The organism is Bradyrhizobium sp. ORS 278, from assembly GCF_000026145.1.
Lineage (GTDB): Bacteria > Pseudomonadota > Alphaproteobacteria > Rhizobiales > Xanthobacteraceae > Bradyrhizobium.
This window is the reverse complement of sequence record NC_009445.1, coordinates 4530009-4544787: the sequence shown is the minus strand read 5'-3', so window position 1 is coordinate 4544787 and position 14779 is coordinate 4530009. Positions and strand designations below refer to the sequence as shown.

Annotated in this window: 15 protein-coding genes; 11 read left to right on the top strand and 4 right to left on the bottom strand. The window is 64.5% G+C overall.

The features are described 5' to 3' along the window. Positions 1-60: 60 nt before the first annotated feature. The 10 genes from BRADO_RS20280 to BRADO_RS20235 all read left to right on the top strand — a co-directional run bounded on the left by BRADO_RS20280 (position 61) and on the right by BRADO_RS20235 (position 9981). Entirely contained in the window at positions 61-1104 is a 1044-nt protein-coding gene (locus BRADO_RS20280) for an NAD(P)-dependent alcohol dehydrogenase (RefSeq protein ID WP_011927218.1), read from the top strand. A gap of 51 nt (positions 1105-1155) precedes the next feature. Next, entirely contained in the window at positions 1156-1533 is a 378-nt protein-coding gene (locus BRADO_RS20275) for a hypothetical protein (protein WP_011927217.1), read from the top strand. Next, positions 1533-1829, top strand: coding sequence for a hypothetical protein (locus tag BRADO_RS20270; RefSeq protein ID WP_244422853.1), 297 nt, complete (start codon positions 1533-1535; stop codon positions 1827-1829). The genes BRADO_RS20275 and BRADO_RS20270 overlap by 1 nt, the downstream gene beginning before the upstream one ends. Positions 1830-1998: 169 nt before the next feature. Next, positions 1999-3669, top strand: coding sequence for an aromatic/alkene/methane monooxygenase hydroxylase/oxygenase subunit alpha (locus BRADO_RS20265; RefSeq protein ID WP_011927215.1), 1671 nt, complete (start codon positions 1999-2001; stop codon positions 3667-3669). Between the two features lie 66 nt (positions 3670-3735). Continuing rightward, a complete protein-coding gene (locus tag BRADO_RS20260; protein WP_011927214.1) occupies positions 3736-4806 on the top strand; it encodes an NADH:ubiquinone reductase (Na(+)-transporting) subunit F in 1071 nt (356 codons plus the stop codon). 48 nt (positions 4807-4854) lie between these two features. Next, positions 4855-5946 carry an aromatic/alkene monooxygenase hydroxylase subunit beta gene (locus BRADO_RS20255; protein ID WP_011927213.1) on the top strand — a complete coding sequence of 364 codons (1092 nt, stop codon included), beginning with the start codon at positions 4855-4857 and terminating at the stop codon, positions 5944-5946. Between the two features lie 42 nt (positions 5947-5988). Further along, positions 5989-6345, top strand: a complete 357-nt coding sequence (locus BRADO_RS20250; RefSeq protein ID WP_011927212.1) for an MmoB/DmpM family protein — start codon at positions 5989-5991, stop codon at positions 6343-6345. A 105-nt stretch (positions 6346-6450) separates the two neighbouring features. After that, positions 6451-7488 carry an amidohydrolase family protein gene (locus BRADO_RS20245; RefSeq protein ID WP_011927211.1) on the top strand — a complete coding sequence of 346 codons (1038 nt, stop codon included), beginning with the start codon at positions 6451-6453 and terminating at the stop codon, positions 7486-7488. Positions 7489-7493: 5 nt separating this feature from the next. Beyond that, the gene (locus BRADO_RS20240) at positions 7494-8282 is read left to right on the top strand and encodes a metal-sulfur cluster assembly factor (protein ID WP_011927210.1); all 789 of its coding nucleotides are present in this window, start codon (positions 7494-7496) and stop codon (positions 8280-8282) included. Positions 8283-8352: 70 nt separating this feature from the next. Then, positions 8353-9981, top strand: a complete 1629-nt coding sequence (locus BRADO_RS20235; RefSeq protein ID WP_011927209.1) for a molecular chaperone GroEL — start codon at positions 8353-8355, stop codon at positions 9979-9981. A gap of 120 nt (positions 9982-10101) precedes the next feature. On the opposite strand, the gene BRADO_RS20230 is transcribed toward BRADO_RS20235, so the two are convergent. The 4 genes from BRADO_RS20230 to BRADO_RS20215 all read right to left on the bottom strand — a co-directional run bounded on the left by BRADO_RS20230 (position 10102) and on the right by BRADO_RS20215 (position 14174). After that, positions 10102-12030: a sigma-54-dependent Fis family transcriptional regulator gene (locus BRADO_RS20230; protein ID WP_011927208.1), complete on the bottom strand. Its 1929-nt coding sequence runs from the start codon at positions 12028-12030 to the stop codon at positions 10102-10104. Positions 12031-12740: 710 nt separating this feature from the next. Further along, positions 12741-13148 carry a DUF4174 domain-containing protein gene (locus BRADO_RS20225; RefSeq protein ID WP_011927207.1) on the bottom strand — a complete coding sequence of 136 codons (408 nt, stop codon included), beginning with the start codon at positions 13146-13148 and terminating at the stop codon, positions 12741-12743. Positions 13149-13243: 95 nt separating this feature from the next. After that, complete coding sequence (locus BRADO_RS20220) at positions 13244-13741, bottom strand: nucleoside deaminase (RefSeq protein WP_011927206.1); 498 nt, start codon at positions 13739-13741, stop codon at positions 13244-13246. Positions 13742-13751: 10 nt separating this feature from the next. After that, a complete protein-coding gene (locus BRADO_RS20215; protein WP_011927205.1) occupies positions 13752-14174 on the bottom strand; it encodes a PA2169 family four-helix-bundle protein in 423 nt (140 codons plus the stop codon). 244 nt (positions 14175-14418) lie between these two features. Between BRADO_RS20215 and BRADO_RS20210 the strand changes: the two genes are divergently transcribed. Continuing rightward, entirely contained in the window at positions 14419-14766 is a 348-nt protein-coding gene (locus BRADO_RS20210; RefSeq protein WP_011927204.1) for a hypothetical protein, read from the top strand. Positions 14767-14779: the final 13 nt, after the last annotated feature.

Here is a 14779-nt window from a genome sequence, read left to right as displayed (position 1 = left end):
CCTTGGACAACGACGGCTGCGACACGTTGACGTCGAAACAAAAAAATCCGGGGAGACGACATGAAGGCCGCGGTGCTCCATGCGTTCGATGAGAAGCTGACCTCGAGAGAGTTCGTCAGATACGAGGAGGTTCCCGACCCGAAGATCTCGCGTCCGATGGACGTGATCGTGCGCATCGGTGGCGCCGGCGTCTGCCGTACCGATCTTCACATCGTCGAGGGAATCTGGCGCAGCAAGGTCGACGTCAAGCTCCCCTACATCATGGGTCATGAAAACGCGGGCTGGGTCGAGGCGGTCGGTCCCGGTGTCGAGGGCGTCAAGGTCGGTGACAGCGTCATCTGTCACCCGCTGGTGACCAGCGGCCATTGTCTGGCATGCAGGCGCGGCAACGACATGCATGCGCTCGACAGTAGCTTTCCCGGCATCAATGCCAATGGCGGCTACGCGCAATATCTGCTGACCGGACAGCGCTCGTTGATCAAGCTGCCGAAGTCGCTGGCGCCAAAGGACGTCGCTCCCTACACGGACGCGGGATTGACCGCCTACCGCGCCGCCAAGAAAGCGTCGCGCCACCTGCTGCCTGGCGAATATGTCGTGGTGATCGGGGCAGGCGGTCTCGGCCATATCGGCATCCAGGTTCTCGCGGCGCTATGCGCGGCGGAGATCGTCGTCGTCGACCGCTCCGAGAAATCGCTGGAGCTCGCCAAGACCTGTGGCGCGCATCACCTGGTCAAGGCTGAGGGCGGCGAGGTCGAGGCGGTGCTGGCGCTGACCGGCGGGCGTGGGGCTGAGGCGGTGATCGACTTCGTCGGCGAGGGCGATGCGGTGGCCAAGGGACTGGCGATGACCGCCAATGGCGGCACCTACTACATCGTCGGTTACGGCGGCAAGATCGAGCTGCCGACCATCGACATGATCACGACCGAGAAGAGCATCGTCGGCAACCTGGTCGGCACCTATGCCGAGCTGGTCGAATTGATGGCGCTCGCGGACCGCGGTCTCGTGACGCTGCACACCAGGGAATACCGGCTCAGCGAGGCCAATGATGCGCTCCACGATCTGCATCATGGGCGCATCCACGGACGTGCCGTGCTGATTCCTTGAAGGCAGGCGCGGCCAATGCTCGATGTCGATCTCAATCGTCGAACGAGAGTGATGCGGGTGACCAAGTCCGGCGAAGGCGGGCCAAAGATCACGGCCGAGCAAGCGGCCCGGCTGCAGCAGGCGCGCGACCGCATGATCGCGCGGCACAGGCTGATCGAGGGCATCATCCGCAACAACGAGATGCAGCTGCGGAACGAAAGCGCGCGTGGCGGCGCCGAGATCGAGCTGGAATGCGCGCGGCGCGACGTCGCGCGCTCGGAGGGCGGCAGCGCTGCGACAGCCGAGCTCGAGCGGCTGATGGACCGCCTCAGCCAGCTTCGCGACGAGCACACGCGCCTTGTGGCCGAGCGCGAATGGCTGAACCAGGCGTTGCTGGAATTCGACAGCACGCCGACCGATGACGACCACAAACGCACGGGACATGCATGATGAGCAAGGTCGATATGAGCAGGCTCAATCTCAAACAGTCGGCCGGCCCGGTCTCGGCCGTGCCGCCGGCGCGCGATCAGATGCCGCCGTCGGCGGAGCCGACTGACAACGACCGCTCGAAGGACGCATTCTTTGCGCAGGTCGGCGCGATCGCCGAGGCGATGATCGCGCGGCACGGCAGTGAGTTTGCCATCGGCACGCTGGTGCTGGCGGCGAAGTTTGTCGCGGAAGGCCGGTCTCTGGTCAGCCGCGGCGCCGAAGCCGACGGGGCGGCAGGCGCCGCCAAGCCGGTCTGAAATGCCAATTCATTACGGAAGTCAAAGTCAATTTTCGGACCTCAAAGTTGATGGGCAGACGTGAATTTGCAGGAGACGTCGCGGGAGCCGTCCTTGATCGGAGGCTCCTCCGACCGAACGATCAAGGCCTGACGACAACAAGCTGATGCAACGTTCAAAGGAGAAGGAAATGTCTGCAAGTCTGACGCTCAACAAGATTACGGCACAGAAGGGCATTACGATCGCCGAGGCAGCTAGTCGCGTCGCTGATCTCGGCTGGACGCCGAGCTATGTCCAGGAAGCGATGACGTTCCCGACGGACTACAAGATTTCCAAGACTCCCCGCGATCCGATGAAGCAGGTCCTGCGCTCCTATTTCCCGATGCAGGAGGAGAAGGACAACCGCGTCTACGGCGCGCTCGACGCCGCCTTGCGCGGCGACATGTTCCGCAATGTCGAGCCGCGCTGGGTCGAATGGATGAAGCTGTTCCTGGCCATCATTCCGTTCCCGGAGATCTCGGCGGCGCGATCGATGGCGATGGTCGGCCGGCTGGCGCCGGGCGAAGAGCTGCGCACCGGCTTCACAATGCAGATGGTCGACGAGTTCCGGCACTCGACGATCCAGATGAACCTCAAGAAGTGGTACATGGAGAATTACATCGATCCGGCCGGGTTCGACATCACCGAGGCCGCGTTCGGCAAGTGCTACGCCACCACGATCGGGCGGCAGTTCGCCGAGGGCTTTCTCACCGGCGACGCGATCACCGCGGCCAACGTGTACCTGACGGTGGTGGCCGAGACCGCGTTCACCAACACGCTGTTCGTGGCGATGCCGTCGGAGGCCGCGCGCAACGGCGACTATGCGCTGCCGACGGTGTTCCTGTCGGTGCAGTCGGATGAATCGCGTCACATCGGCAACGGCCATTCGATGCTGATGGCGATGATCAACGATCCGTCGAACCACCAGCTGCTCGAGCGCGACCTTAAATATGCGTTCTGGCAGAACCATGCCATCGTCGACGCCGCGATCGGTACCTTCATCGAATACGGCACCACCAACCGCGACAAGAACAAGGAGTCCTATGCGGAGCTGTGGCACCGCTGGATCTATGAAGACTACTACCGGACCTACATGCTGCCGCTGGAGAAGTACGGCATCAAGATCCACCATGACGATGTCGCCGCCGCCTGGGACCGAATCGTCAAGAAGAACTACGTCCACAAGACCGCCCAGTTCTTCGCGGTCGGCTGGTCCGCGAACTTCTGGCGAATCGAGGCCCAGACCGAGAAGGACTTCGAGTGGTTCGAGCACAAGTACCCCGGCTGGTACGCCGAGTTCGGTGACTTCTGGAAGTGGTATGCGAAGCTGAGCGTGCCGGGCGAGACCAACATCCTGTTCAACAGCGACGTGGGTTACGTGTACCCGCATCGGTGCTGGAGCTGCATGGTGCCTTGCCTGATCCGCGAGGACTTCGTCTGCGACGAGGTCGACGGCAAGATCTACACCTACTGCTCGGAAGGCTGCCGCTGGACCCACAAGGTGGCGTTCGCCGCCGAGTATGAGGGCCGACCCACGCCTGCGATGGGCCGCTTCAGCGGTCGCCGCGAGTGGGAGGACTGCTACCACGGCTGGGACATCGCCGACGCCATCAAGGATCTCGGCTTCGTCCGTCCGGATGGCAAGACCCTGACCGCCCAGCCGCATCTGCGGTTCGACGCCAAGGACATGTGGACGCTCGATCACGTGCGCGGCCATCAGCTCGGCAGCCCGCTGCGGGGCTTCCGCGCGCTCTCGCCGATCGAGCGCGAGATCGCAGTCGCCGATTATCGCAAGGGCTTCACCATCAATCCTTGCCATTGACGCTGCGAGAGCAGGGGGCCGGTTCGCCGGCTCCCTGCGACCATCTGATCAAGGGTGCCGGGGAGGATGTCGATGTCGGTTGGGACCAAGGCTGCCGTGACGGACGTGCAGGTGCACAAGGTTCGATTCGAGCCTGTCGGCATCGAGATGGAGGTCGCGGAAGGCGAGACCGTGCTCGATGCGGCGTTCCGGCAGGGCATCTCGCTGATGCATGGCTGCAAGGAAGGGCAGTGCGGCAGCTGCAAGTCGAAGCTCGTCGACGGCGACATCGAGCTGCTGAAATATTCGACCTTCGCGCTGCCCGACTACGAAAGCGAGAACGGTCATGTCCTGCTGTGCCGGACGCACGCCTATAGCGACGTCAGCTTCGAGCTGCTCAATTACGACGAGGACATGCTGAGGCGATCGATCGCGGTCAAGACCTTCCGCGGACACGTCACGGGCATCACCGCCTTGACCTCGGACATCCGGTTGCTGGAGATCGAGATCGACAAGCCGATGAAGTTCTGGGCCGGCCAGTATGTCGACCTGACGATCGACGACGGCCGTATTACCCGTGCCTTCTCGATGGCCAATGCGCCAGGCGAGGGGACGCGGCTGAGCTTCATCATCAAGAAATATCCGAATGGCGCCTTCTCTTCGCAGCTGGACGGCGGGCTCGATGTCGGCAGCGTCGTGTTGGCGAAAGGCCCCTACGGCACCTGCTTCCGGCGCGAAGAACGCCCGGGCCCGATGCTGCTGATCGGGGGAGGGTCGGGGATGTCGCCGCTATGGTCGATCCTGGCCGATCACATCGCGAGCGGGGAACAGCGCCCGATCCGCTTCTTTTATGGCGCGAGGTCGCGCGCGGACCTGTTCCATCTCGATGAGCTCGCGGCCATCGGCCGGGAGCTCGCGGATTTCCGGTTCGTGCCGGCGCTGTCGCATGCGACGGACGAGGATCATTGGGACGGTGAGACCGGCTTCGTGCACGAGGTCGTCGCGCGTCACCTCAAGCAGGAGCGGCTGGCGGGGGTTATCGACGCCTATGCCTGCGGTCCGACGCAGATGATCGATGCGGTGCTTCCGGTCCTGCAGATCAACGGCGTCGAGCCGGACCACATCTATTTCGACAAGTTTACGCCGGCGGTGCGATGACGGCGCTCGGACATCGTCGCAGCACAACCACAAAAGAGGGAGGTCGTCATGAGTGCACAAGCAAGCGGAGCCACTGCGGAGCCGGTCGTCAAATCCGGCGCGGCGGGATCGGCCGTGTTTCCCGGTTCCGACAGCCGCAGATATAACTATTTCGAGCCGAAGGGCCGCAAGGCCACGCACTACGAGGACATGACCGTCGACGTTCAGCCGGATCCCGAGCGCTATCTGCTGCAGGACTGGATCATCTCCTTCCCGGACGGCACGCCGACCTACAGCAAGGACTGGACGGCGGCGAAGAGCTCCAACTGGCACAAGTTCCGCGCCGTCGACCAGGAGTGGGAACGGACGCACTACCAGCGGCAGTCGACGATCTGCGGCATGGTGCAGAACACCATCGAGAACGGCCGCAAGTCCGGCGCGCCGGCGCGCTTCGATCCCGCCTGGGTGAAGATCCTGCAGAATCATCTCGGCGCCTACAAGCATGCCGAATTCGGGCTCGGCACGTCGACCATGCAGGCGCAGCGCTATGGCTACACCCAGATGGTGAACAATGCGATCCTGACCAACTCGTCCTACAAGCTGCGCTTTGCCCAGGACATCACGCTGTATCTGAGCGAGATCGCGCTCGATCTTCCCGGCTTCGACGTCAATGCCGGCAAGCAGCATTGGCTGGACGATCCGATCTGGCAGGGCGTGCGCAAGTCGATCGAGTCGGTGATGGGATCGAACGATTATCTGGAACAGTATTTCGCCACCAACGTGGTGTTCGAGCCTCTTGTCGGCGAGCTGTTCCGGTCCGGCTTCCTGATGCAGGCCGCATCGGCCCAGAACGACTTCATCACCCCGGCCGTGGTCTCCGCGGCGGAGGCCGACTACGAGCGCAACCTCGCCAACACGGTCGAGCTGTTCCACATCCTCGGCACCGATGCGCAGCACTCGGCGCACAATATCGCGCTGTTCAACAAATGGCTGGCCAAGCACGCCGAGCTCGCGCTCGACGCCGCCAACCGGCTGCAGCCGATCTGGTCGCAGCCGCGTGTCAAGGTCGTCTCGTTCAACGACGCGCTCGGTCAGGCCAAGAACCGGATCAGGGGCATCGCCGCCGAGCTTGGCCTGACGGTTCCGGCCAGTCTGACCTAGCCGCTGTCCACGCCCTTCACTCAATTCGTCAGGAGAACGACCATGATGCAGGAAGCCGACAACATCTTCAAACCGATGAAGGACATCAAGTTCGAGGACACGGTGTCCAACCAATGCGGAGTGACCATGAACGACAGCGTCGAGGCACGCGCCATCGCCGACGTCATGAGCCGCCACGACCATATCACCGTGACCTACATGCCGGCGATGATCCGGATCGATGGCATCGGCAAGATGGAATTCAAGATGGACGAGATCTCCGAGGAGCTCGGCCGCGAAATGACGCCGCATCTGTTCGAGATCGCGACATCGACGCATTACGGCCGGATGGTCATGGTCGACGACAACACGGTCGTGCTGTTCGGCGACATGAACGAGATGATGAAATACATCGCCTGACCGGCGCCTGCGGATGCCCGGCCGGCTTCGCGCCGGCCGGGCCAACCTGGCTCTGCCATCAACGGCAGGCCTCATCACAATCAATCTGGGAGCGGGAGACGCGCGATGTACAGAACGGCTGCGGGCGACGAGATATTCGTGATCGACGGGCACACCCACTTCTGGGACGGCAGCCCGGCCAACCAGAAGAACATTCACGGCAAGCAGTTCATCGACTGCTTCTATGCCTACCACGCCAACCTCAGCCCGCCCTCGGAGAAGTGGGAAAAGGAGAAGTTCGAAAAATACGACGCGAAGACCATGTTCGACGATCTGTTCGTGTCGGGCTACGACGACATGGCCATCCTGCAGCCCACATACCTGACGGATTTCTACAAGAACGGCTTCAACACCACGGAGCGCAACGCCGCGATGAAGAAGAGCCATCCGGACCGCTTCATCCTCAATGGCGCCTTCGATCCGCGGGACGGCAGCAAGGGCCTCGAGGATCTGCACGCGCTGGCCGAGAAATACAAGCTGCAGGGTGTGAAGCTGTACACCGCCGAATGGCGCGGCGAGTCCAAGGGCTACAAGCTCTCCGACAAGGACTCCTACAAATATCTCGAGGCGGCGCAGAAGCTCGGCATCAAGAACGTCCACGTCCACAAGGGGCCGACGATCATTCCCCTGAACCGGGATGCGTTCGATGTCGCCGACATCGACGACGTCGCCACCTCGTTCCAGGATCTCAACTTCATCGTCGAACATTGCGGGCTACCGCGGCTGGACGATTTCTGCTGGATCGCCACCCAGGAGACCAATGTCTATGCGGGGATCGCGGTGGCTCTCCCGTTCATCCATTCGCGGCCGGGCTATTTCGCCCATGTGATGTCGGAGCTGCTGTTCTGGCTCGGGCCGGACAAGATCCTGTATGGCAGCGACTACGGCATCTGGACTCCGAAATGGCTGATCGACAAGTTCATGGCGTTTGAGATTCCGGAGGACCTCACCAAGGAGACCGGATCGGTCCTGACGCTGGAGAACAAGACCAAGATCCTCGGTCTCAACGCCGCGCGGCTCTACGGCATTGACGTCGAAGCCCAGAAGAAGAAGATCCGCGCCGGCGGCGGCTACGCGCATCTGTCCGAACCCGTTCCGGCGTGACGGCCATGAGCGGGCGGATCGTAGCGGGCCTGCCGGACCATCACCGGCAGGCGGAGCAGTGGCACATCGACACGCGTCAGGCCGAAGTGTGGGCTTCGCTTCAAAGCGTCATGGATCCGGAGCTCGACGAGTCGGTGGTCGATCTCAACTTCGTCACCAGGGCGGAAGTGGATGCGAGCAACCGCGTCCATATCGAATTCCGGCTGCCGACCTATTGGTGCGCGGCGAACTTCTCGTTCCTGATGGCGGACGACATGCGTCGCGTGGTGAGCGCGCTGGACTGGGTGACTGGCGTCAGCGTCATGCTTGGCGAGCACATGTATGCCGACCAGATAAATGCCGGGCTGGCGCAGGGGCTGTCGTTCCAGGAAACGTTCGGCGTCGAGGCGGATGGCAACCTGGAGGATCTGCGCCGGACGTTCCTCATCAAGGCGTTACAGCGCCGGCAGGTGGCGTTGCTCAATCACCTCACGGGAATCGGGCATTCGCCTCAGACGCTCACGGCGCTCACCCTTGTCGAGCTTAGTGACCTGCCGGTCGATGACGAAGGTGACCGTCTGAGGCGGCGGTATCTCGAGCGGCGCGACGTGGTGGCGGCCGCTGGCGACGAGATGCCGGCTTTCGTCGATGCGGCGGGACTGCCGCTGAGCGCGGAGCACTTTGCCGCCTACGTCTCCGGACTGCGCCGTGTCGGCGTCAATGCCGAGTTCAACAGCGCGCTGTGCCGCGGTCTCTTGTCGGTGCGGTTCGATCTGGAGACGCCGTACGTTCCGAAAGCACGCGCCTCGGCCTGAACGGCCGGGGGACAACAAAAGTCGCGCCGGCCTGAACGGCGAACGACCAGGCGAGAGGGAGGTTGAGACCATGCCGAAGATCATGCTGCATGACGAAGCGGCGCGAGCCGCTTTGGGACGGGGCGTTGCCAAGCTCGCCAAGGCGGTGCGCGGCACCCTGGGTCCGAAGGGAATGAACGCGATCATGGACCGCCCGATCGGGACGCCGATCGTGTCGCGCGACGGCGTCAGCATCGCCGCCGAAATCGAGCTGGAATGTCCGTTCGAGAACATGGGCGCGCAGGTGCTGCGCGAGGTCTCGAAGCAAACCAATGACACCGCCGGCGACGGTACCACGACGGCCACGGTGCTGGCCGACGTGCTGGTGCAGGACGGGCTGAAATGCCTCGCGGCAGGGGCCAATCCGGTGGAACTGGTCGAGGGACTCGAGCTTGCGGTCGCCGAGACGATCAAGCACCTGAAGCGCTCCGCGATCGCGGTGCAGGGCTCGGCGGGACTGCGCGCGGTCGCGAGCATCGCGGCCAACGATGCCGCGCTCGGCGACATGGTCGCGGAAGCCTTCGAGCGCGCGGGGACGCATGGCATCGTCGCGGTCGAATATGGCAGCACGGTCCAGACGACGCTCGAAGTGATCGAAGGCATGGCGTTCGAGCGCGGCTATCTCTCGCATCACATGGTAACGGATGTGGAGCGCATGCAGGTCGTGCTCGACAATCCGTTCATCCTGATGACGGACCACAAGATCCAGAGCGGCGAGCAGCTCGCCGGCGTGATCTCGCTGGTCGAGAAGAGCGGCAGGCCGCTCTTGATCATCGCCGAGGAGGTCGCGCCGGTCGTGATCATGCAGCTCCTGGCGCGCCGCGAGAAGAACAACTTCAAGGTCGCCGCGATCCATCCGCCAGAGTTCGGCCATTGGCGCAAGGCCATGCTCGAGGATATCGCGATCACCACGGGCGGCCGCGTGATCTCCGTCGATCTCGGCGGCCGGCTGGAAAAGGCCGAGCTGCAGGATCTCGGCGCCGCGCGCCAGGTGCGGATCTCCGCTTCCAAGACCTTGATCACGGCAGGCGCCGGCGATCCCGATCGGATTGCCGCGCGCCGCGAGCAGGTGATGCGGCAATATGAAGCCGCGCCGGAAAACATCGAGCGCGACAAGTTCCAGGAGCGCATTGCAAAGCTCTCGGGCGGCACGGCGATGATCCTCGCCGGCGGCGCAACGCCGGTCGAGCAGAAGCGCCGCACCCAGCTGATCGAGGACGCGATCAATGCGACGCGGGCGGCGATCGAGGAGGGCATCGTCCCCGGCGGCGGTTTCGCGCTGCTGAAGGCGGCGCCGAAGCTCGATGAGCTGATCAGTGGATTGGACGGCAGCGTGCGGCAGGGGGCCGAGCTGCTGCAGCGCTCGCTGAGCCGGCCGTTGTTCCACATCGCATCGAATGCGGGCCTCGACGCCGAGGCGGAGGTCAGGAAGGTGGCGAAGGGCGCCAATGGCCACGGCCTCGACGCGCGCAACGGCGCCTCGGTCGATCTCATCAAGGCCGGCATCATCGATCCCGTCAAGGTCTGCTATAGCGCGGTGCGCAACGCCGCCTCCGTCGCCGGGCTGATCCTGACGACGCAGACTTTGATCGCGAAGAAGCCGGACGATTACGACCCGACCGCGGGTCCCGCCTTGGGCGGCGGCGCCGAGCTGTTGTGAGCGCGCAGGGCTTTCGCTGATGACGGACCGGGCGTTCGCGCCCGGCTGCGGCGGACTGATCGTGCGTCTCTCCGTTCGAGCCTCGTCACGGCGACGGGCGACGCCGAGCACAGCCGCGGACTACGGCCGCGGCTGGCCGAGCGCGCGATAGATCGTGTTGCGGGACACGCCGAGCCGGCGTGCGGTCTCGCTGACATTGCCGTTGGTCTCCGCGTAGACCATGAGGATGCGGGCGCGCTGCACATCGTGCAGCGACCCCTCCGTGTCCAGCGATGGCCGAGCAATCAGTTGGCCGATCGTTTGACCGAGCATCGCGTCCACGCAAGCCTCATCGATGATCCCGTTGGACACGCCGAGCGTGAGCCGCGCCAGCATGTTGCCGAGCTCGCGAATGTTGCCGTGCCAGTGGTTCGGCGCCAGCCGGGCCAGCGCTTCGGCGGTGATGGCGCAGCCGGGATCGATCTTGTGCAGCAGCTGGCGCGCAATGGCGTCGAAATCGCTGCGCTCGCGCAGCCGCGGCAGCCGCACCTCGAGCGTGTTCAGCCGATACAGCAGGTCGGACCGGAAGCGTCCCTCGGCGATCGCCTTGTCAAGCGCGGCGTTGGTCGCCGACACCAGGAAGACGTCGACCTTGAAGGCGGCGCCGCCGACCGGGCGCACCGTCCAGTCGTCGAGCAGGCGCAGCAACACGCCCTGCAGCGCCACCGGCATGTCGCCGATCTCGTCGAGAAACAGCGTGCCGCCATCGGCCTCCTTCACCAGGCCCATGGCGCCGCCGGACCGCGCGCCGGTGAACGCGCCATCGGCATAGCCGAACAGCTCGGCCTCGATCAGGCTGTCGGGGAGCGCGGCACAATTGACCGCGATGAACGCCCCGGCGCGTCCGCTGGCGGCATGGGCGTGGCGTGCCAGCTGCTCTTTGCCGGTGCCGGTCTCGCCGCGGATGAGGATCGGCATCTTGCGCGCCGCCGCGCCCTCGACGCGCCGCACGATCGCGAGCACGTTCGGGTCCTCGGCGACAAATCGCGGCGTCTTGTTGCCGGCTGACCTCGCCGGCGGAGGCGCCTGCGCCGAGCGCGGCGGCGCAGCATCGCGCCCGCGCATGCCCGCCGCGCTGCGCTCCCCGGCGGCACGCCGCCGGGCGTGCATCACGACGATCGCGCCGACGCCCGTGTTGCCGTTCTTTACAAGCTCGAAGCTCGCATGGGGCAGGATCTCCCTGAGCTTCGCCGGCCAGTCCTCAAAGGCCACCGTCTTCAGGAACCGCGTCGGCGCATCGCCGTCGGTGTTGAGACCGTTGTCCTTCATCGCGCGCAGGCCGCGCTCGGTCGCATGCAGGATGGCGCCGCGGCGATCGAGCAGGATGCATTCCTCGGTGGCCCAGGAGGCGCGCTTGGCGATGAAATCGCACAGCAGCTGCTCCTTGTCCTGGCGCGCCAGCTGCGCCAGCACGCTTTCGACGTGATGGCCGACCGCAACCGCCAGCGCCAGGCTCTGCGGATTGAACGTGCTGGCCGGGCCGGAGATGTCGACGACGCCGAGCAGCTCGCCGTCGTTCGGATCGTGGACCGGCACGGCCGCACAGGTCCAGCGCTGCACCTCGGTGCAGAAATGCTCGGCGCCGTGAATCTGCACCGGGCACGAGTCAGCCAGCGCCGCGCCGATCGCGTTGGTGCCGATGTCGGCCTCGCTCCAGCGCCCGCCATGCTCCAGATGCACGGTACGCCCGGCATCGATCACCCGGGCATCGCCCTGGGTATCGATGATCAGGCCGGTGGGATCGGTGAGGATCATGATGGATCCTGCATCTCTCAGGAACGTCTTCGAGTTCTGCAGCGCGCTCCGTGCGGCGTGGCGAAGCGCGGCATGCTTGGCCCGCTGGCGGGCCAATTCGTCCTCCGCGACCAGCGGCGCCTTGGCGCGATCGACGGTGATGCGGTGCTGCTGAGAACGCCGCCACGAAGCGGCCACCGTTGATCTCACGTCACCCGACAAGGTGCCGCGCTCGACGAATCTTTGCCATGCGGCCCGTACGTCCCGTTGGTCCATTCCGGTTCCTCCAACGTGTCGATGCAAGCTGCCAGCGTCGCCTCGCGATCAAACACCTGCTGCGGACATCGTGTCCGACTGGCCACGCATCAGCCGCAATCGTCGAATCGCTCGAGCGGTTCGAACCTGATACCTCCAAATGTCGGAAAACAGCAGCGCGTGCGACGACGAAGGCGACGAGCTCGGCCCGTCAACCACCTTGCTCGCGTTTCACATCCCCGACGTTCCAGCGCTTCGTGGACGCTGGTAACGCCTGACCTTATACGCGTTGGTCAACGGCGCAAAGCCGAACTCGTCGCGTTGCCGATCAATCGCGCGACAATTTGAACGAGCATGCTGTTTGTTCTGTCCTGTCCAGTGAGATTGACACAGCAATGTCCGACGAGGCAGCAATACGCGAGATCGCCGCAACAACAAATCTGTCGAACGCAGTCGTGTGCGATGCGGAATAGGACTCAATGATCCCCGCAGGCCCGAGGTGTTAGCCGGCTACTACACGAACCTCCTGGTCAGGCGCGCAAGAGCGCGTGCAGGACGAAAGCAATTCGATATGGCGATGACCGCCAGCTCATTCCTCTCGCCTTGGCTCCGATGCGTTCCTTGAGAGACATTCCAGTTCGAAGCGCCCGCCACGATATCGCGACAATTGGAAGGTCAGTGTTCAACATACGCGGGAACAGGCGCTCTTCATCTGAAGACGACGCCGGACCTCAGCGGCCCTTTCCGCGCCGCATCTCATCCTGCCGCATCGGCATGGCATCGACGCGTTTGAACAGCTCTTCCGCCGCGATCGGCGTATCCGCGGCGATTGCGGTGTGGCCATCCTTGCCGATCAGGAAAACCCTGAAACGGCGGCCATCCGTGCCCACCGTGGCGTGAAGCTGGCGAGCCTGGGGGGTGCCGTCAACGGCCTCGAGCAGGATGATATCGCGCTCCACCATGCCGGCTTTGGCGGCCTCATAGATCCGGCGCTGTTGCCGCGCGTCGCCGCCGTCGGGCCCGGTCACGACCAGGATGCGATTCTTCCATCTGTATGTATCGAGCAGTGAGGCCTCACTCGCATGCGGCATGGTGATGATCCCCAGGAGAAACGCGCTCGTGAGCAGTCGCAGTCGCATGTCGGGCCTCCAGATGGCTCTCGCTTCAACGGCGACCGCGACCGGCTGGATCTCTCGCGCACCCCTGCTTCGTGACGTGGAGAAGGCCATGGCCTTCAGCGGTTGCCCTGGTCCTCGATCGGGACATCGTCCCAGGGTCGATAGTAGAGCTTGCTGCAGGCGTCGCGCAGAACGCCGCCTTCGATCGTGATGTCGTCGCGATAGGCGTTCTCGACGAATTTGAGCGTGTCGACGTGGCGCGCCTCGAAGTACATCTGGTGCACGTCGTCGCGGCCGGCGCCGTAGACGATGCGGCCGACCTTGCTCCAGATCGAGGCCATCGTGCACATGCCGCACGGCTGCAGGGTGGTGTAGAGCGTGGCGCCGCGAAGTTCGCCGTCGTCGAAGCCGCGGCCGGCGGCGCGGATGGCCTCGATCTCCGCATGAGCCGTGGCGTCGTGCTTGGCGGCGACATGGTTGCGCTCGGCCGCGACGATATCGGAGCCGAGCACGATCACGCAGCCGATCGGTGACAGCGCCGGATCGGCGCCATCCTGCGTGGCGATCTTGATCGCCTCCTGCATGAAATGCTCGTCGGTTTTCAGATTTGGCACGATCGAGCGCTCAGGCCGCGAGCTGCTTCATCTGGGCGATCTTCGCCAGCAGGGTCTCGCGCTGCTGACGCAGCGTCGCCGCAGTGGCGGCATCGCCGGCGCAGTCCTTCAGCGCCTCGTCGTATTGGCTGAGGATCTGCTCCTCGCCGCTCACGAAGGACGGCAGCGCATTGGTGCCGAGGCCGGTCACCGCGGAGCGCACGCGGATGACGGTCTGGTGCACCGTGGACATGAAGGACCCGGACTCGTCCGGCGTCTCGCCCATGCGCCGGAGCGCGTCATGCAGCTCGGCGTGATCGCGCTCCTTGAGCGCGATCATCTCGGCGAACAACGTCTTGAGCGCCGGCGTCTCGGCGTCGCCGGCTGCTTCCTGATAGCCGTTGCGCGCATCGATCAGGGACGTGTGCAGTGTCTTCAGGCTGTCTGCAGCCATGGGGAGCCTCGCGGTCTGCGGTGTGGAATTTTCGACGACGACAATCCAGTTTCGCCGGCTTTGTTCCGGCCTGCTGCCTCGGGTTGCGGGAGGGCTCCGCCCGTATCCGGGCCGGGTGAACGCTCACCTACGCCGCGGGTGGTTGCCCGGGCGAGGACGGCATCGTAGGCTTGCGCCACGCGACAGGCGGCATGATCGGGACATGCGATTGAGGCCGGGGGATCGCGTAAGGACAGCGCGTGTGATGGAAGAGGACGACCCGGGCGGCCAGATCGCCCTGATCGAGGCGCGGCTCGAGCAGCTCGCCGATACAGCCGAGCGCTGTCGAAAGATCATCCTGGCTTCGAAGATCGTGATTGCGGGCGGCGCCGTGTTGCTGCTCGGCGCGGTGCTGGGTCTGCTCGGCTCCGATGCGGTCGCGCTGCTCGGCGCGATTGCCGCGGTGCTCGGCGGCATCGTCTCGCTCGGATCGAACGTCAGCACGTTGCGGCAGACCACGGCGGCGATGGCCGCGGCTGAAGCGCTGCGCTCGGACCTGATCAGCCGGATCGATCTTCGCCTGGTCGGCGAGACCAGGCGGCTAGGACCGTAGCTCGGGGAGGACC

Bases quoted from the DNA above. Each gene is read 5' to 3' on its own strand.
- BRADO_RS20280 (WP_011927218.1), top strand. From the start codon at position 61: ATGAAGGCCGCGGTGCTCCATGCGTTCGATGAGAAGCTGACCTCGAGA.
- BRADO_RS20275 (WP_011927217.1), top strand. From the start codon at position 1,156: ATGCGGGTGACCAAGTCCGGCGAAGGCGGGCCAAAGATCACGGCCGAG.
- BRADO_RS20270 (WP_244422853.1), top strand. From the start codon at position 1,533: ATGAGCAAGGTCGATATGAGCAGGCTCAATCTCAAACAGTCGGCCGGC.
- BRADO_RS20265 (WP_011927215.1), top strand. From the start codon at position 1,999: ATGTCTGCAAGTCTGACGCTCAACAAGATTACGGCACAGAAGGGCATT.
- BRADO_RS20260 (WP_011927214.1), top strand. From the start codon at position 3,736: ATGTCGATGTCGGTTGGGACCAAGGCTGCCGTGACGGACGTGCAGGTG.
- BRADO_RS20255 (WP_011927213.1), top strand. From the start codon at position 4,855: ATGAGTGCACAAGCAAGCGGAGCCACTGCGGAGCCGGTCGTCAAATCC.
- BRADO_RS20250 (WP_011927212.1), top strand. From the start codon at position 5,989: ATGATGCAGGAAGCCGACAACATCTTCAAACCGATGAAGGACATCAAG.
- BRADO_RS20245 (WP_011927211.1), top strand. From the start codon at position 6,451: ATGTACAGAACGGCTGCGGGCGACGAGATATTCGTGATCGACGGGCAC.
- BRADO_RS20240 (WP_011927210.1), top strand. From the start codon at position 7,494: ATGAGCGGGCGGATCGTAGCGGGCCTGCCGGACCATCACCGGCAGGCG.
- BRADO_RS20235 (WP_011927209.1), top strand. From the start codon at position 8,353: ATGCCGAAGATCATGCTGCATGACGAAGCGGCGCGAGCCGCTTTGGGA.
- BRADO_RS20230 (WP_011927208.1), bottom strand. From the start codon at position 12,030: ATGGACCAACGGGACGTACGGGCCGCATGGCAAAGATTCGTCGAGCGC.
- BRADO_RS20225 (WP_011927207.1), bottom strand. From the start codon at position 13,148: ATGCGACTGCGACTGCTCACGAGCGCGTTTCTCCTGGGGATCATCACC.
- BRADO_RS20215 (WP_011927205.1), bottom strand. From the start codon at position 14,174: ATGGCTGCAGACAGCCTGAAGACACTGCACACGTCCCTGATCGATGCG.
- BRADO_RS20210 (WP_011927204.1), top strand. From the start codon at position 14,419: ATGGAAGAGGACGACCCGGGCGGCCAGATCGCCCTGATCGAGGCGCGG.